This is a genomic window from Brevibacterium aurantiacum (assembly GCF_007558825.1).
In the GTDB taxonomy this organism is placed as follows: domain Bacteria; phylum Actinomycetota; class Actinomycetes; order Actinomycetales; family Brevibacteriaceae; genus Brevibacterium; species Brevibacterium aurantiacum_A.
In genome coordinates this window covers 3554-20915 of the sequence record NZ_VLTK01000009.1, presented here as the reverse complement: position 1 = coordinate 20915, position 17362 = coordinate 3554, and the positions used below count along the sequence as shown (strand labels likewise).

Sequence of the window (17362 nt, the reverse complement as noted above, 5' to 3'; positions counted from 1 at the left end):
GAGTGTAGGTGTCCAGTCGACACCCTGACGTCGCGTCGGGCTCAAGCCTCGTGAGAGCCGGGCCGCTCCTGAGCGAGTAGCCGCTGGAGCGCGCGCACGACGCGGTGCTGCGCAGGGCGGAGGGTACGAGCGCCCAGCTGGTCGAGCAATCCCTTAGCGGGATGGCTGAGGGATGCCACACTATCCACCGCCGCCACCAGTGGTCTGATCTGCTCGGCCCATTCCTCGACTAGGGTCTCGACGTCGTGGTCCGAAGTGTCGTCGTCGAGGGCGTAGAAGCGCTCAGCCGACGAATTCAGAGCTGCCCGGGTGCCGCTTGGGAGATCGAGCATAGCGGCCAGACCAGTCGTCCCTTCCTTCCCGAGCAGATGAGCGATCAGGATAAGCTGCTCACGCTCGAAACGTGCAATCTCCTCGGGCACACCCTTTCCGGGTCCGGCATGCCAGGTAGAGAGCTCTGGCGGCAGGTCAGCCGGCGCCCCGCTGCGGCGCAGCACGCCGATGCTCGCGCGGCGAGCAGTGAGCCTTTCAATCTCGGCCTCGGCCTGACGATCGAGTTGGTCGAGTAGCTCTTCGGCGGCCATGGGATCGTCCAGCACCTCGGGAAGCGCGGACAGAGGGACACCCAACGTCGTCAGCCGTGTGATGCGCAGGAGGCGCACGAGATGGCTAACGTCGTATTGACGGTAATCCCCGGAGGTTCGCGGCGGCTCGGGCAGCAGCCCAATCTGGTGATAGTGGCGCAACGTGCGAACGGTGACGCCGGCCAGGTCGGCGAGTTCACTGCTCAGCATTGGGTACCTCCTTCGGGTCCAGGTCGCGCAGGGCACGCGAACCGATCACGGCCAGCAAGATCGCAATCCACACCGCCGTTACGCCGGCTCCGGCTATTAGCGGCGACCCGAGCTCCGCGAGCACCCCAGCTAATGCGATGCCCGCCGGCGCGGCCACCGTCAGCAGCGCCGTCTTAACGCTGAGCACCCGCCCCAGGAGAGCCGCAGGGGTGTGCTGGACCTGCAGGACACCGGTGACTGCACCGACCACGGAATTACCGATACCCAAGACCATTGCACCAACAAACACTACCGCCGGAGAGAAGAGCGAAGCCATCAGAACGAACCCCACTGTGGCGACGACGAATCCTGTCGCCAGCCATGTCCGCGACGGCAACCGGGCCCCGATCGTGCTATAGACCGCCGCTCCAATGAGCATCCCGGCTGCGAGTGCGGTGAGGACGAGGCCCAGCAAATCAGGGCGAGAGATAAGGTCGAAATACACCGGCATCACCAGTCCCTGCAGTCCGCCGACAGCGACGGCCAGGCCCAGGAACAAGGCCGTCGTGCCCAGAAGAAAACGACTCTTCCCCACGACTAGCAGGCCGTCGAGGAGTTGCCGTATCAGGGGTCCACGCGCGCCCCGGGCGGAGCCGATCTCCCCGAGGCGGCGCGGCAGCATCCGTGTCAACCCTGCTGCGAGGGCGGAGGTCGCGGCCGTAATCCACAGGACGGCCATGGCATCGACAGCGGCGAGCAGCACTCCGGCGGCAGCGGGACCGATCACCAGGGCGACAGAAGTGAGGGTCTGGCGCATTCCCACCACGCGCCGCAGATCCAGACCGGCATGCCGGGCCACCATGGGAGCGAGGACCTCACGGGCCGTCATACCGGGCACGTCGCCGAAGGCGCCAAGGATGCCGAGCAGGATGAACCACACCAGGTCGAGGCCCCATAGCATGTCCACGAGCGGTAGTGCTGCAATCGCCAGGGCAGAGATGACGTCCGAGACGACCGAGGCTGTGCGGCGATTGATCTGGTCGATGATCACGCCGCTGAGGAGACCGACTAATACCGAGGGAACTGCTGTCGCGGTAGCCAGGGCGGACATGCCCAACGGGCTTCCTGTAGTCTGAAGGACGATCAAAGGCAACGCCACGGAGGCGATGCCGTTGCCGAGAAGACTCAGCAGGTGAGCGGTGTAATAAGTAAGTGCGACGAAGGGCATGCTGCCAGGGAACACTGTGACGCCACGTCCGAGTCAAGCACGATGAAGATCGCGCGAATCTGGGTCATTACCTCCTTCGGGCACTGCTGGACACGGGAGGGTTCAGACCGCTTCTACACTCTCAATTACGATGAGCCAGATAACTAGTGCCGCGTGTCGTTAGTTCCTGAATGGTTCAGGGTTTGGGAGAATTGAGTTATGGCGAATTCTCCCGCTCCAGCATTGACCCTTTTCGAAGACGAAGAGCCCCTTCTACATGAATGGGTGCGATCCTCAACCATCAAAGCTGGCTTGGCCAGACGAGCACGGATCGTATTGTTGGCTGCAGACGGGGTCGCGAACACCCGGATCGCGGAACTGACGGGTTCATCGGTGGTGACCGTTCTGAAGTGGCGGTCTCGCTACGAAGAGTGTGGCATCGCCGGACTCGGTGATGACCAGCGGTCGGGTCGACCGAAACAGCACGATCACTTCGATATCGTCACCACGACGCTGATGCCGCCGCCGAAGAAGTACGGGGTCACGCACTGGTCCTCTCGTTTGCTGGGCAAGCATGTGGGAGTCGGGAACGCGACGGTGGCCAGGGCGTGGCGGGAATACGGGATCCAGCCGTGGAAGGCGGAGACGTTCAAGTTCTCCACCGATCCCGAGTTGGAAGCGAAGGTCACCGATGTCATCGGTTTGTACTTGGCGCCGCCGGAGAACGCGGTCGTGTTGAGCGTCGATGAAAAGTCCCAGATTCAGGCTCTGGATCGCACAGCCCCGCTGCTGCCGATGCGCATGGGAGATGCGGAAAAACGAACCCATGACTATCACCGGCACGGAACGTCAACACTGTTCGCCGCTCTCGAAGTCGCCACAGGACAGGTCACGGGCGCGGTTAAGCCGCGGCATCGTCGGCAGGAGTTCCTCTCGTTTCTGCGTCAGATCGATCGGGCGTATCCGGGCCAGGAGCTGCATCTGGTCATGGATAACTACGCAACCCATAAGACGCCCGAGGTCCGGGCCTGGCTCGACGAGCATCCGCGGTTTCATGTCCACTTCACACCGACGTCGGGGTCGTGGTTGAACCTCGTCGAGGTGTGGTTCGGCATCATTGATCGGCGAGCGATCAAGCGGGGCGTCTTCACGTCGGTGAAAGATCTCAACAAGAAGATCCGGGAGTTCATCACTGGCTGGAACAAACGCAAACACCCATTCGTGTGGACAAAGACACCTGAACAGGTACTGGCGAAAGCGAAGCCTAAACCAACTTCAGAAACGCGACACTAGGACTGGATCTGAGACAAGCCTTGCAACTCGTCGATGCTTAGTACATTTACGCTGCGAGTCGTTTTGTGCTCTTCCACGACTGAACTCGCAACCTGTGTGAACGAGTGGCTAGCCGGTTTGTGCGCCGAAAGCGATGGGAATTGGAGCTGGGAAGGCCCTGAAGTTTGTTAGATCCGCGCGACGCAATTGTGGAGGTGTCCTCTTTGGACGAAGATACCTTCCGGTCTCAAGCACATGCCGCTTGATGGCTTTACCGCGACCTCGTCGTTCACGACGACGTACACCCGGTGGGGCGAGCGGACCCCTGGAGTAAACCGCCTCGGCAAGTCTTGCCGGGCTTGTTTCCGGCATTGAGGTCGGCTTGGAGCCGCCATCTGTTAATGGTGCCTTCGTGATTTGTCCGATCGCGATCTTCTCATCTCGATTCAACGCGACGCGGACGTCGTCATCGCCTTTCGGGTAGGGCTGTGAAAAGGAGTCTCTCATTCCAGGCTTGTATCTCATCAAGCCAGAATAGGTGTCACCATAACCTGCACAATTAGTCCCTTTTCTGGCCAGCAACAGCTAGATTGAGAGGCGCCTGACCTACACGATGAGAGTCTTTGTCCTGTCTGCACACAGGTGCACTATGACCTCAATGCCGAGGATTGGAGCGCTGATACCTAGCCGGACTGGCGGAAGAGTGGAAACGAAGTACCCGCTCGCGGTTAGTTCTGTGACTGTCCGCCTGCGCTTTCGCATCTCCACGTCGTCTGGGAGCGTGACAGCGAGGAGTGGGTCGACGGCGCTGATTAACGCTCAGGGCCCAGCTCATCCCGGTTGACACGCGTCTAGTTTGCAGACGAGTTCGGAACTGCGGATTCAGATGTCACTGATCCTTGCCCGTTTCTACCTCGTCGTCTTTACTGTTGCTCAACGTTTCGACATCGTTGATTTCGCCAGCGGCCTCGGCGCTCGTTTGTTCGACGGGTGGTTCCTTTGCGGCTCTGAACATTGAGTTCAGGGTAGCGATGACGGGGACTGCGAAGAATGCTCCGGCAATACCTGCCAGGGCTGCTCCCGCAGTGACGCCGAGGATCACTGCTAAAGGATGAATCTTGACTCGTGACCCAGTCAACCAAGGCTGGAGGACATGGCTTTCGATTTGTTGGACCAGGACCACGATGCCGAGCATGATGACAGCGTGGACCCACCCGTTGAACAAGAGTGCCAGCCCGACTGCGAACGCTCCACCGATGATCGCTCCGATGAACGGCACGAATGCTCCCAGGAACACAACCGTCGCGATGGGCACGGCCAGTGGTACTCCCAGGATCAGAGCCCCGAGACCGATCCCGATCGCATCAGTGGCAGCGACAACGAGTTGGATACGGATGAAACTCGACAGCGTCTTCCACCCGGCATCTCCGGCTGCACCGATGCGATGATGCGCCTTTCTCGGCCATATTTGAACAACCCAGGCCCAAATGCCTCTGCCGTCGATGAGCGCGAACAACGTCACGAACAGCACGATGATGATGCCCTCGATAATATGTGCGGCAGTCGAGCCCACTTCGGCTGCACCGGAGCGTAGCCCTGCCGAATTGTCTTGTAACCATTGACCTGAAGATGCGATGAACTCGTTGATCTTGTCCTCGGTCAGACCGAAGGGTTGCGTTGCCAAGTACTTCTGCGCCGCCTCCAGCGATACAGCCAACTGCCCTTGAATGGCGGCCATCTCGTTTCGGATCTGGACGACGATGAGGAAGACCAGCCCGGTCAGCAGGCCAAGGACGATAACCCAGACTGTAATGACAGCAACCGATTTGGGCCATCTGTGACGTTGCAGGAACGAGGACATCGGAACGAGCAGAGCCGAAAGTATCAGCCCCGCCAGGAAGGGGATGACGATTTCTGCAATCTGTAATGCTAGGAATCCCGCGACGGCAATTCCTGCGATGATGACTAGAAGGTAGCCAGTGAATCGAGCGCCGAGTTTCAACCCTTCGGGAATGGGGTCGTCCCGATTCTGCTCCACTGGGTCGTGCAGGTCGTTGACCATGCATTCACACTACGCTCATGCTGTGGTGCGAGATAGACCCTTCGAGGATCGGCTACGTCTCGGTCCGAGGTGCGCCTGCCGTGGCGCACGACACACCGGAGTTGCACATCTGGGGCGCGTACATTCAGAAGATGAGTGCAGTTGAGAAAACCAAGCAAGATAGGGAGCCGTTGTTGCTGACGACAGTGCTCTTCAGTTCCCTGCCGCCCAACCTTTTTACTGATGAATCACCGGCGAAGTACACGGTGGACGCGGTGTTCAACCGGAGAGTCGAGGCGTCGGAAATTTCAGCGATCGAGAGCTTCACATCGTTAAATGTTCTCTCGCGCTCGGGATTCGGTGACGTGGCGCTCGAGGTTCAAGACCGGCGATTGCGTATCCACAACACCTGCCTTGAACAGCTCCGGGACGGTTTGGCCACCGTTATTGCTCGACTGCTCACTGACATTTGGACGGACAACGAGCGGGAACGCTTGGAGGCCGTCGTTGTTGCTCGGGCAGATGCTGAGCGGGAACTTGAGCGAGCTCAGGCTGTTCTCGACCTTGCACGCGAAGTCTCGTTCGACGCCAATCGGGTGACGCTCCATGATTCTGAGGCGAAGCGTGATGCCGAGGCGAGCGCTCAGGGTTTCGCCTGGGATAACGAGGGCGGGCACAACCCGCAATAGAGGTCAGCGGGGTGTTTGATTCGCCCCGGGAATAATGGAGACAGTGAAGCCACGGAAAGGACTTCCCTGTCATGCCCCAGAAGAAATACCCGCTCGAGCTTCGTGAGAGAGCGGTCCGTATGGTCGTCGATGCCCTCGAAGCCGATCCCGGTGCCCGCCGTGGCATATTCCGCCGTATCGGTGACCAGCTCGGTGTGAACCCGGAAACACTGCGGTCCTGGGTCAACCAGGACCAGGTCGATGTCGGCGACCGGCCCGGCACTACCACCGCTGATGCCCAGCGGATCAAGGACCTCGAGAAAGAGAATCGGGAACTGCGCCGGGCGAACCAGATCCTGAAGTCGGCCTCGGCTTGTCTCCCGCGGCGGAGCTCGACCGCCCCTCGAAGTAGTCTGCTCCTTCATCGACGAGCACAAGGACGAATTCGGAGTCGAGCCGATCTGTGCCACGCTGCGTGCTGCTGGTGTGAAGATCGCTCCGAGTACCTACTATGCCCGTAAACAGCGGCCAGCCTCGGCCCGGCAGAAACGTGACGAAATCCTGAAAGAGGAGATCAGCAGGGTGCATGCGAACAACTACGATGCGTTCGGTGCCAGGAAGATGCATATCGTCCTCAACCGGGAACCCGACCCGTTAGGGCGCGGGCATGTCGCCCGATGCACGATCGAACGCCTGATGAAAGACCTCGGATTGCACGGGATCAAGAGAGCGAAAGCCCCGAACACCACAAGGTCAGCACCGCGGGAGAATTGCCCGGCAGACCTCGTTGATCGGCACTTCGCGGCTTTCGCTCCTGACCGGCTGTGGGTCGCCGATATCACCTACGTGCACACGTTCACCGGGTGGGTCTACGTCGCATTCGTCACCGACGTATTCAACCGCGAGATCGTCGGCTGGCAAGTCTCGAGGTCATTGCATACCGAGTTGGCTCTTGACGCTCTGCAGATGGGCATCTATCAGCGTAAACGTGCAGGTGGCGACCTGTCCGGGCTGGTGCACCACTCGGATCGCGGGGTCCAGTATCGCGCGATTCGCTATGGCGAGGCTCTGGCCGAAGAGGACGCTGTCGCGTCTGTCGGGTCGAAGGGCGACTCATACGATAACGCTCTCGCTGAGGCGCTGAACTCTCTGTATAAGGCCGAGCTGATCCGGAACAAGGGTCCGTGGAAGGGCATTGATGATGTCGAGATCGCCACGGCGGAGTGGGTGCACTGGTTCAACACGTACCGACCACACGGAGCACTCGGTGGGGCAACTCCTGCCGTGTTCCGATCAGAGTATTTCAGCGCGCTGCCACGGGCTGCCTAGCTCGTGTGCGAGATGATGAATTCCAAGTAGAAAACTCTCCATCAAACCCGGGGCTTGACAGTTTCGGCAGTTGCGGCGTGTCTGCTAAACCTTGATCCACCGATGCGGGTAGCTGCTCAAAGCCACGTGTGAAATGGAAATGCCCCTCCTGAACTGGGAAAATGATGATGTCTAACGTCAACATTCCTGTTCAAGAAAGGGGCACCTCTCAGGTGCTATTCAATCACACACCCGCAGCAGTGTCCTACTCCTTCAACGACACGAACCTCGTCAGTCCTACCGGCCTGGTCCCGATCATGCGCCTGGCCCACCTGGCAGGCCTGCCAGACCTCGCCGAGCAGCGTCTGACCGTGACGACGACCGGAGCCGATAAGGGCGCGAACCCGGGCGCGAAACTCTCCACCCTGATCGCGGGCATGGCCACCGGCGCCGATTCAATCGATGATATGAACATCCTGCGCCACGGCGGCACGAACAGACTCTTCGACCGTGTCTATGCCCCATCGACTTTGGGATCGTTCCTGCGCTCGTTCTCCTTCGGCCACGTCAGACAGCTCGATGCCATCAGCGTCCGTCTTCTGACCAACTTGGACCAGCACATACGCCTGCTGGCCACCAGTCCGACAACACCGCAGTCGTCAATGATCTTCGTCGACGTCGACATCGACGACACCGTCATCGACGTCCATTCCGCAAGGAAACAAGGAGCCGGATTCGGGTATCAAGGCAGTCGGGGACTCAACGCGCTCTTGGCGACTGCATCGACAAGCACCTTCAGTCAGATCATCGTCGGTCAACGTCTCCGGAAGGGCTCCACCTCATCAGCTCGGGGTGCCGACAAGTTCGTCTCTGACGTCCTGGCCACCACTCGACGCATCAATTCCGATGGGGCCCCGGTGCTGGTGCGTGCTGATTTCGCCTACTACTCGTCGACGATGACCAAAGCCGCCCGCGGTGCCGGGGCCGAGGTGTCGGTGACGGTGCGTATGGACAAGAAGGTCAAAGCCGCGATCTCCACCATCGACGATGATGCGTGGACCGGCATCCAGTACCCGAAAGCAATCTTCGACGAAGAAGCTGGGGCCTGGATCTCAAACGCCGAGGTCGCTGAAGTCGCCTTTACCGCGTTCACGTCGAAGAAGAAGGCACTGCAGGTGCCAGGCCGGTTGATCGTGCGACGAGTCCCCGAGCTCAACGAGAAGAAGCGGACCGCCGGGCAGGACCCCTTGTTCGACTTGTATCGATACCACGCCTTCTTCACCACCCTCGATCAGGATCGCTTCGACACTGTTCTGGCGGACCAGATCCACCGGAAGCGCGCAATCATCGAGCAGATCAATGCGGAACTGAAAAACGGTGCACTGGCGCATATGCCCTCAGGGGTCTTCGAGGCCAACGCCGCGTGGGTGACGATCGCGGCGATGACTCATAACCTACTGCGGGCAGCTGCTGGGCTCATGGGTGGCCGAATGAGCAAGGCGCGTGCACAAACACTGAGGACGCGTATCATCCTCGTCCCGGCCCGGATCGCCCACCGAGCGAGGAGATTGATCCTGAATCTGCCCAGAGACTGGCCGTGGGCCGAGGAATTCGCTCGTTTGTGGCAGGCCGCGTTGAGCCCTCCCCAACGTGCGTTGACATGACCGATCAGCCCGAGCGGGCGTGAAGACCGGGGCCTGGGGAGGAGGCCTACGGGAACTGAAAAGTGGAATCAGACTGGTGAGAGAGACCGGGACGATGTTCCCTGCCCATTTGTCAACATTCTGCGAGAACCGGATTCACACCACGGCTCCCATACCGATCGGTGGATCAAGGCTTAGGGGTAGGGCTGGTGCATCTCTCGCGAGTTCCGTTGGAGTGGCAGCGGTGGGCCTACTTCGTCGGTAGCCCTGGCGTCCTCACAAAGAGGAGTCTTTGAGCGCCAGCCGTTGATGTTCTTCGCTCCATCGCAGAATTGTTTCTTGAATTTGCTTTATCATTTCGGCTGGTGCGTCGGGCATAACCCAGTCGAGTCCTTTGACGAGCTCGACCACTGTCAGCTCTGGCAGGACTTGTCGTCGACGCAGTTCGTTGTAGCGTCCCATGTAGGTACGTGCGATGAGGGTTGCTTCTCCGATACTGTAGCTCTCAGCAGCCTCACGGATTAGTTGTCCGCACGCGGTCCCGGGGTGATGGGTGCCGTATGGATAGTTGCCTTCCCGGTATTTCCGGAGGACTTCGTAGAACATCACTTCTGCAGCGGTGTGAGCTTGCTGATGGAGTTTTTCTAGACGCGTGAGTGGGGGCTTGCGAACAAGCGATTCACCGTTATTGTTATTCGCGTAATTAACTCGCTCCGGGGCGTGTTCACACATTTTTACCCTCGCTTGTTGATGCCAGTTGTGCGTGAAGTTCTTGATTCTTCCGTTGTAGGAACGCGCTGAGTTTGGCGAAGCTGCGGTCGCGGATGAAGATCGCGTCCACGGCGATCATCGTCAGTGAGAACCACGGCAGGCCCATCAGCAGCGCGATTCCCAGATGGAAGGCGAGGATGCCGAGCAGCCCGATGATGCGGGTATAGCGGTTGAAGAGCATGAACGGGAACGCACACTGGAACAGCACCGATCCCCACGAGATCGCCACGACCGCCGGGCCCCACGCGGTGAACAGGTCAGAGAGCACCGGCCAAGTCCCGAACTGCTGCGTGTGCAACGGGTTGTAGACAGCGAAGCCGTGCTGCCAGGCGTTGCCGCCGGCCTTGTAGAGACCACCGGACATGTAGATCGCGCAGACCTGGAAGGCGAGCACCACGATCGCGAGGTTGTTAGCCATGATCAGTGCCCACCGCCACCTGGCACCGTCGGAGTCGGGGAAGTAAGCGCTGCGCCGGCGCCTGCGCGCATCCAGCGACCAGCGCCGGGTCGTGTCGGCGAAGAGCAGGGCGATCATGAACATGCGGTAGGCGTTGTCGCCCTGATCTCCGGCACCGTCGTTGAGCTCGATGAAGCTGACCCAGAGAACCAGGTAGAAGGGCAGGATGATGCGGGTGTGCCAGCCCAGGGTGATGACCACGGCGAGGAGGGCCAGTGCGATCATCATCGCGGTGAACAGCGGCGGAGTCGTCACCGCGCGGTGGAAGAGGGAGAAGAGCCGGATGTTCGGGAAATCGCTCTGCGGCTCGGCGATTTCCCCGCTCCACGCATTGCCCACACCGAAGGTGTAGTGTCTGGCGTTGAAGTTCGTGAGGATGAGGCCGAGTCCGGTGATGCCGATGAGGATCCGCGTCACCGCCAGGCCGTAGGTCGCGTGATAGCGGCCGGTGAGCATCTCCTCGAGCCAGTTCCAACCGCGAGAGATGTTGGTGCGCACCTGGGTGGTGATCGGCAGGCGCTCCTCCGCCGAGGCGGCCGCGGACTCGCGCGTAGGTTCGGCGTTACGCGGGCGCTCGGTGGTATCGCGCTGCGGTTCGCGGCTCTCGGTCCGCGTCGTCTCGTCACTGCTCACCGACGCACCTCACTTCATCGGAGGCGCAGAAGTACTTCGCGAATTCCTCATCCGACTGCTGGTCCTCTGTCACCAGTGCCCTCCATCCGACGGGGACCGGTTGGATCTTCGGTCGTTCGGCGGACTTGTCGTTGCGTTCGGAGAAGGGGACGACGTTCTGCCGGGCCGCCTGATACTGCACGCGCTGCACGTCATCGCCCCAGATCGCCTTGGCGACCTGGGTGGCATAGGCCGTGGCCGTGTGTTCGCTGTCGAGATAGGAGCTCGCGGTGTTCTTCGGGTCCTCGTACTCATCGAGCTTCGTCTTCAGGCGCTTCGCGGAATCGTCACCCTTGAAGTAGTCGAGCTTGACGATCGCCTTCTGATCATCGGGCAGGTCCTCCCACTCCCCCTTGAGGTCGGAGGCCACACCGATGCCCAGACCCGCTGAGCGCGGCGGGAAGGGCCGGTACGTCGAGTGGTCGAGTTCGACATCGGTGGCACGCACCCATTCGGTGATCTCCTCACCGTTGTCGGTGGTGATCACGGCACGGACGTCGAAGTAGTAGTCGCCGTTGATCGGCTCGGGGGCGAAGACGCTCCAGGACTGACCCCACATAGGGATCATGTACTTCGAGAGCAGATCGCCGGGGATGACCTCTCGCAGCGCCGAGGACGGGGCGATCCACAGGAAGCTCGCGAAGAGGTGAAAGGCCGTGATCGCCATGGCGATGACCATGAGCGTTCTCTTGATCACGGGACGGGGCCGGGCCCGTAGTTTGTCAGGGGTTTTTGTCATCGGGGGTCTCCGGTCGTAAGGGGTCAGCTCGCTTCGTCAAGGGCGTGTGTCGATTCCGTTGCTGTTGTGTTGAGTGTCTTCAGGGAAGGGGAGAAGAGTGCGAAGAAGACGGTGACGACCCAGATGGTAGTGATTGCGAGTCCTGCGAGGTTGACGTTGTTGGTCGCGATGAGCAGGACCGCGACACCAATTCCGAGTGGGGGAGCAATTGCTTGGAGCGCGTTCTGGGCAGCAAAGACTCGTCCACGCATCTGGCCGGGAATTCGTTCGATCATGAGGACCCCGACGAGCCCACTGAGGGTCCCCGTGGCTATTCCGAGCACGCTGGCTGCTGAGGAGAGCATGACTGTTGGCGGCAGGATTCCTATCACAGCGGTTGCTATGGCTGATAGGACGAGCCCTGTGCGCATCCACCATTCTCGCCTGCCGAAATGTCCGGCTAGGGCGTAGGTGGTGCCCCCGACCAGTGCGCCCGCGGCGAAAGCGGCAAGGACGAATCCGGTCATTTCTTCGTGTCCTGTTGCAGAGAAATGAACGGGAAGGATAAGGGCTTGTAACGCTGAGATCACCATCATGATCGCCGTGGTGATGAGTGTGAGCGTGCGCAAGAACGGATCTTGAACTATTGCTTTCCAACCGAGGTAGATGTGTCGCCACTGCGACCGATTGGTGGGCTTTGTGGAGAGTTGGATGGACCCTAGCTGGTGTGGAATGAGTGTGGTGATGTTGATTGCTGCTAGAGAGGAGGCAGATGTGATGTAGAGAAGTGTTGGTGAGCTCAAGGTTGAAAGCATGATTCCGGCAGCTGCTGGCCCGATGAGCATGGATGTTGCCGAGACGCCCTCTCTGATGCCTGTCATTGTGTGTGCTGGCGTGTTCGTTGCGCCGATGATTGCCGGCAGCAGAGCTTCTCGCGCGGTGAGTCCAGGTATGTCGCCAATCGCGCCAAGGGTCGCGAGGACGAGGAGCCATTCGAGGTTCAATCCCCACACGGTATCGACGACTGGCAGCGCAACTACCGCGAGAGCCGAGATGCTGTCGGAGACTATTGCGCAGGTTCGTCGGTTGATTCGGTCAACAATTGGGCCGATGAAGATTCCACCCAGCAGGGAACCGACTCCGGCGCTGATAGCGACGAGGCCCGCCTGCGTTGGAGATTCCAAACGTTGGAGTGCCAGGATGGGGAGGGCGATCGTAATGATTGAGTTTCCCAACGATGAGAACCCGTAAGCACCCAGGTAGGCGACTGCAACGTGACGGTGTCGAGGAAGGGTGTGACTGAGTGAGTCCTGGTGTGTGTCCATTATGGGTGGTGGATCAGGGCCGGTTCTAGCTGATTGGGTGCGTGTGGTGAGTATCTTCTGAGGTCGGCCAGGAGTGCGGTGAGAGGAGTGGTGGTGTCTTCACCTTGTGCGATGTGGTGGAAGAGGTTGCAGAAGGTCTCGGCGTAGATTGCGACGGACTTACGTGCGGTTGTGGTGTCGGGGTGGATGAAGTTGAGATCCATGCCTTCACGGGTGCGGTTGACCCAGAGGAATACTTCGCGGGAGTCGTCGACGCTGCCATGGACGGTCATGTTGTTTCGTGAGACGAGGTCGTTGCCGGGCATGCTCCGGGTGTCGAGGTACGAAATCATCGGTGCAGCAAATCCGGTTGGTACTGCCTCCGGGGCGAGAGGAGCGAGGAGCTTAGCGACGTGGTGGAGGGGAGTGTGTATGAGTTTCTTCGACTCTTGGACTGCTGTATGTGCTGCAGTGATGGTGGACTGAAAATTTGGTGCAGCATTGTCGAGCTTGTACTGGACGGGCACCAGGCGGGTGTACCAGCCGACTGAGAGTATTTGTGCTCGGGTGAGACGTGTTGAGACTGGTGTGAGCATTGAGAAGACAGGGTTGTCCGTCGCAGCGTGATGAATGATCCCGGCAAGGGCCATGATGCCGGAGTTGGTGTTCGCTCCGTAGCGTTTGCATGTTGCGTTGAAGTTCTCACACTCGTCAGCGGTGGCGAACTCGGTGAGAATCGTTGATGTCCCTTTGGCTCGGATGTAGGGGTCCAGTCCGAGGGGGAGTGGGAAGGAGGGGAGTTGCCACGAAGCGTTTTCGATGAAAGATATCCAGCTGCGAACGTCGTCAGATTCAAGATGGAGTTCGTTGGTGTGTCGAGCCTCAGCCGCACAGTATTCTGCATACGACTCGACGTCGGGCAGGTCAACGTCTTCGCCGCGTAGTAGGCGTCGATATGAGGTTAATAGTTCGTACATGATGATTCCTAACGACATGCCATCGGTGTAGAAGTGGTCGACTGCGAAGATCACTCGGAATCGAGGCTCGGGTGCATCCTGGCGTGCATTTTCCGTACCAGTTGCGGCGAAGAGGAACATATCCCAGTCAGTGATGTCGGGGAGTTCTGCCGTGATGACATCGCGGATGTCGATTGAGTCGTCTGAATCGACGATGCGGGTCAAAGTGATGTCGTGGGGGTGAATGGTTCGACCGTGGTAGCCGTTGTCGGTTTCCCATACCCAGGTGTGGTAGGTACCGTGTCGGCGAAGATGTTCGGTGAAGACTGTTTCGAGCAGGGCCGCATCGTATGCTTCGTCGATCTCGAAGCTGAGAACAGCGAAGCTTGAGCGATGCTGACCATGTTCGCTGGATGACTGCAGTGCGTCGTTGAAATGTCGGCGCTGAATGTAACTGGGGAACGCGTCATGGACAGGCGCATCGCTGATCGCGGTGCGAGATTCATCACTTGCCCGCCATACAGTGGTGTGCCCTGGTTCGGGTTTCCACTCGGGCAGTAGACCACTGAGCATAGACCAACTCTCAAACGTGTGTGTTGTTGGTCCTCGCTTCGAAAGCCAGACCCGCGCAATTGAGATTGCCGATGTCTGACCAGGTCAGAACCAATATCAACATAGATTCCCCCAACCGCGCAAGAGTGGGCACTGTGTATTTAAAGGCAACCCGTATTGGTGCGAATTCGAGCAGTGTAGTTGCCTGCCGTCTGGCGGAACTGGTACCACGCGCGCCGTCTAATTGTCGAAGCTGATCCGTGAGAACCATGATTGGAGCTGTCGGAACAGGGAAATCAGCTGGAGCAAGAGTAGAATTTGTATCAAATAGTGAGAACTGAGCGACCTTCCGCTTGCAGCGTGAAGTGATCGCTTCACCTGACCGCGGGAGGACCTATTGAACGCACCATCAGAGGCTGGAGACGAGAATCGACATAGGGGCTACATCAGCATTCAAGCCGGTGACCCTCAGACCTTGGATTTCTTGGCGTATATGGGGTGGCACCTCAAGTCCTCTCGTGAGCGGTTTGACTATAGAGGCGACATCGTCATTAACGATGACTTCGTTGTGGGAAAATATAGTCATGGCTCCGGAGTCGTTGAGTACTGCGCGCCGGAGGATCTGCACAAGGCCGACAGGGTCATGGTTCATGTTTGTCTCAGTGGAGCTGGGATACTGCATACGAGCACGGGTTCGGTCGCACTCGCGCCTCTCGACGTTGTTAGGGTGCCGACGGGAGAGCTCAAGGGTTTCGAATCCGAAGACGGGGCCACAAGCATGTTCGTGATATACGGGTCGCCAGACGTTAGCAGGCAACAGGAAACGCTTGTTGGGCAGTCGAACGAGATAGATCTCGGTATACTCAACGCTGCAGCAACTTCGTTGCTATGTAATGTACCCGAGCAGCCCAGCCCTGGATTTACCCAGGTTCAGCGTGCGCTTGAAGAACTAGCAAAAGCGGTCGCTGTCGGAGTGGATCTCGGTTCAGATTCGGACGTTGACGCGCTAACGAAGGTATACGTGCGAGGCATGGCGTTGATTGGCTCCATGGCAACAGACGAGAAGACGACCGTCGAATCAGTCGCACATGATCTTGGAGTCTCACGTTCCTACTTGCTGCGAGCTTTCAAAACTCACGGTTCTAGCCCGTCAATTGAACTCAGACAAGCACGCCTGGCCAACGCCGAGCGCCTCCTGCGCGAAGGTGCCGCCGACCTGACGGCTGTAGCGGCGCAGTCAGGGTTCAGCACTGTGCGGAAGCTCAAGCGGGCATTAACCACCGACACGACGATCCTATAGAAGCAACCGAGCTCGCCGACGCCGGCATGAAGGCAGGTGTCTCGGGAACTGCGAGGAACAGCTTCTCGACGCGGCAGAACTTGCCCGTCTTGCCGACAGCTTGGTTTGTCGTCAAGCTGAGTCCTGGCTGATCAGTCCATGGTCACATTTTGGTCATTTTGGTCACAAGACGGCTACGAATAAATATACGAGACAGCGCATATTAAATCGACTCAACGGCCTTAGGGGGCCGTATGCCAGGTTGCGAGCTGCCCCATAATTATTCATAGGCGAAAATGTTGCGACTAAGCGACCAAAATGACGACTCTCTTGTTAGGCTTGATATTGGAATTCCTCGTGAGTCTTCTTGGCGGGAAGTGAATGGCAGTTGGTCCTCCAGGTCGGCCCGCTAGAAGCCTCATGAGGATCCGTTCTCAAAATTCCTACATGTGAGGTCAAGAACTATGAAGCCAAGGAAGACTAAGGGACTGCGCCGTATTCTCGGCGTGGCCGGAGTTGGTGCTTTGGGCATCGCTCTGATGAGCCCCGTCGCGCCGGCAAATGCGGCAGACATCGAAGAAGGGTCGTTCTCCGGAGGGGTCCGTAACTACGGAGCCTTCGCAGGGGTCGGACTCGTCAATAACCTCGCCAACGTTCGCGCTAACATCGCGGAATCAGTCGTTGTTGCCGACTCGAGTGGTCTGTCTGACTACACAGGAACGGGCGTCGGAGAATACGCTGTTCCTGCCACCGTTGCCGATGACGAGACATCGCGCGCATACTCTCGTGCAGCCCCTGTCGGTGCAGGCGCCGTCGGACTGAACATCAATCTCGTCAACGCGGAAGCCAGCTCGACCACCGATAGTCCCTCGGATGAGGACTCGAACGATTTCGGTAACCTCGACATTCCAATCTTGGGCACCCTCGAGGGACTCACTGGTGCTACCGCTACCGATTGGTCCGAAGGAACCCTCACTGGTGGTGGGTCTGTTGCCAACGCCGAGTCAACCACCGGCGACCTGGACCTCATCACCGGTCTCGGAGACGTCCCTCTGCCTGGCGTGGACGCTCTCTTCCCCGTCGGCGAAGCCAACCTCGGCGAAAGCTCGAGCGATGTCAGCCTCACCAGCGAAGGCGCCGCCTGCGACACGGGCCTCGGTGTTGAAAGCACCGCGACCTGGCGCTTCGCCGACGTCAACCTCTTCGGCGGAGAAATCGGCGTGTCCTGGGGTGGAGAAACTGGTAGCGCTCCTCAGGGTGAAATGATCGCCCGCGCCAACGGCGCAACCGACGGCGCTGAAGTCGAGGTCTCGTCGCTGCCAAGCATGGCGATCAAGGTCGGAGAAGCAGACTTCATCATCGAGCCTGGTGGCAAGATCGAGCTCGACCAGATCTTCGAAGACGGTGGCCTCGGCGATCTTGCCAGCCTCGTATCGGGTGAACTGACTTACGGTGGCCCCACCAACATCGAAGAAGCCGCCGACGGTACTCACGCATCGGGCACCATGGGCGGTCTCCAAGCCGACCTGGCGCTTGCCGCGGTCCCCGTCGTGGCACCTGATGGTCTCGGAAGCCTCGAGCTCGGATTCGAACGCGCCGATGTCTTCGCCGACATCTCTGAAGGTGGAATCAACTGCACCGACGATGATGATGCTTCTTCGGACGACACCGCGTCGGCTGATGACAACGGCACCGATACCGCGAATGCGGATGACTCGGGTTCGGCTGATGACAACGGCAC

Annotated in this window: 14 protein-coding genes and 1 other annotated feature; of the genes, 6 read left to right on the top strand and 8 right to left on the bottom strand. The window is 59.3% G+C overall.

The window, feature by feature from the left end; all coding sequences use genetic code 11:
• Positions 1–41: 41 nt before the first annotated feature.
• Positions 42–794: a MerR family transcriptional regulator gene (locus FO013_RS15115; protein ID WP_143923395.1), complete on the bottom strand. Its 753-nt coding sequence runs from the start codon at positions 792–794 to the stop codon at positions 42–44.
• On the bottom strand, positions 781–2001 hold the full coding sequence (locus tag FO013_RS15110; protein WP_143923394.1) for an MFS transporter: 1221 nt from the start codon (positions 1999–2001) through the stop codon (positions 781–783). The genes FO013_RS15115 and FO013_RS15110 overlap by 14 nt, the downstream gene beginning before the upstream one ends.
• 198 nt (positions 2002–2199) lie before the next feature.
• Here FO013_RS15110 and FO013_RS15105 point away from each other — a divergent pair, with 198 nt between their 5' ends.
• Entirely contained in the window at positions 2200–3273 is a 1074-nt protein-coding gene (locus FO013_RS15105) for an IS630 family transposase (RefSeq protein ID WP_143923393.1), read from the top strand.
• Positions 3274–4141: 868 nt separating this feature from the next.
• Here the strand turns inward: FO013_RS15105 and FO013_RS15100 are convergent.
• Complete coding sequence (locus FO013_RS15100) at positions 4142–5314, bottom strand: AI-2E family transporter (protein WP_143923392.1); 1173 nt, start codon at positions 5312–5314, stop codon at positions 4142–4144.
• An 80-nt stretch (positions 5315–5394) separates the two neighbouring features.
• Here FO013_RS15100 and FO013_RS15095 point away from each other — a divergent pair, with 80 nt between their 5' ends.
• The 3 genes from FO013_RS15095 to FO013_RS15080 all read left to right on the top strand — a co-directional run bounded on the left by FO013_RS15095 (position 5395) and on the right by FO013_RS15080 (position 8933).
• Positions 5395–5982, top strand: a complete 588-nt coding sequence (locus FO013_RS15095) for a hypothetical protein (protein WP_186293144.1) — start codon at positions 5395–5397, stop codon at positions 5980–5982.
• Between the two features lie 71 nt (positions 5983–6053).
• A protein-coding gene (locus FO013_RS15085) for an IS3 family transposase (protein ID WP_395949811.1) occupies positions 6054–7290 on the top strand; the annotation gives its coding sequence in 2 pieces (ribosomal slippage) (positions 6054–6337 and positions 6336–7290; 1239 coding nt in all).
• Positions 6332–6462: a sequence feature (AL1L pseudoknot), on the top strand. It overlaps the preceding gene by 131 nt.
• 212 nt (positions 7291–7502) lie before the next feature.
• Positions 7503–8933, top strand: a complete 1431-nt coding sequence (locus tag FO013_RS15080) for an IS1380 family transposase (RefSeq protein ID WP_186293143.1) — start codon at positions 7503–7505, stop codon at positions 8931–8933.
• Between the two features lie 255 nt (positions 8934–9188).
• On the opposite strand, the gene FO013_RS15075 is transcribed toward FO013_RS15080, so the two are convergent.
• The 5 genes from FO013_RS15075 to FO013_RS15055 all read right to left on the bottom strand — a co-directional run bounded on the left by FO013_RS15075 (position 9189) and on the right by FO013_RS15055 (position 14363).
• On the bottom strand, positions 9189–9518 hold the full coding sequence (locus tag FO013_RS15075; protein ID WP_143923389.1) for a hypothetical protein: 330 nt from the start codon (positions 9516–9518) through the stop codon (positions 9189–9191).
• A gap of 118 nt (positions 9519–9636) precedes the next feature.
• Positions 9637–10773, bottom strand: a complete 1137-nt coding sequence (locus FO013_RS15070; RefSeq protein WP_143923388.1) for an HTTM domain-containing protein — start codon at positions 10771–10773, stop codon at positions 9637–9639.
• The gene (locus FO013_RS15065) at positions 10763–11551 is read right to left on the bottom strand and encodes a DUF5819 family protein (protein WP_143923387.1); all 789 of its coding nucleotides are present in this window, start codon (positions 11549–11551) and stop codon (positions 10763–10765) included. The genes FO013_RS15070 and FO013_RS15065 overlap by 11 nt, the downstream gene beginning before the upstream one ends.
• A 23-nt stretch (positions 11552–11574) precedes the next feature.
• The gene (locus FO013_RS15060; protein WP_143923386.1) at positions 11575–12855 is read right to left on the bottom strand and encodes an MFS transporter; all 1281 of its coding nucleotides are present in this window, start codon (positions 12853–12855) and stop codon (positions 11575–11577) included.
• On the bottom strand, positions 12855–14363 hold the full coding sequence (locus FO013_RS15055) for a condensation domain-containing protein (protein ID WP_143923385.1): 1509 nt from the start codon (positions 14361–14363) through the stop codon (positions 12855–12857). Before FO013_RS15055 ends, FO013_RS15060 begins: the two co-directional genes overlap by 1 nt.
• 376 nt (positions 14364–14739) lie before the next feature.
• Here FO013_RS15055 and FO013_RS15050 point away from each other — a divergent pair, with 376 nt between their 5' ends.
• Complete coding sequence (locus FO013_RS15050) at positions 14740–15642, top strand: helix-turn-helix domain-containing protein (protein WP_143923384.1); 903 nt, start codon at positions 14740–14742, stop codon at positions 15640–15642.
• 443 nt (positions 15643–16085) lie between these two features.
• Positions 16086–17362 (top strand): hypothetical protein (locus FO013_RS22430; RefSeq protein WP_222103649.1); only part of this gene is annotated, 1277 nt, incomplete at its 3' end.

Coding starts and splice junctions, on each gene's coding strand:
- FO013_RS15115 (WP_143923395.1), bottom strand. CDS start 794: ATGCTGAGCAGTGAACTCGCCGACCTGGCCGGCGTCACCGTTCGCACG.
- FO013_RS15060 (WP_143923386.1), bottom strand. CDS start 12,855: ATGGACACACACCAGGACTCACTCAGTCACACCCTTCCTCGACACCGT.
- FO013_RS15100 (WP_143923392.1), bottom strand. CDS start 5,314: ATGGTCAACGACCTGCACGACCCAGTGGAGCAGAATCGGGACGACCCC.
- FO013_RS15065 (WP_143923387.1), bottom strand. CDS start 11,551: ATGACAAAAACCCCTGACAAACTACGGGCCCGGCCCCGTCCCGTGATC.
- FO013_RS15105 (WP_143923393.1), top strand. CDS start 2,200: ATGGCGAATTCTCCCGCTCCAGCATTGACCCTTTTCGAAGACGAAGAG.
- FO013_RS15055 (WP_143923385.1), bottom strand. CDS start 14,363: ATGCTCAGTGGTCTACTGCCCGAGTGGAAACCCGAACCAGGGCACACC.
- FO013_RS15110 (WP_143923394.1), bottom strand. CDS start 2,001: ATGCCCTTCGTCGCACTTACTTATTACACCGCTCACCTGCTGAGTCTT.
- FO013_RS15075 (WP_143923389.1), bottom strand. CDS start 9,518: ATGTTCTACGAAGTCCTCCGGAAATACCGGGAAGGCAACTATCCATAC.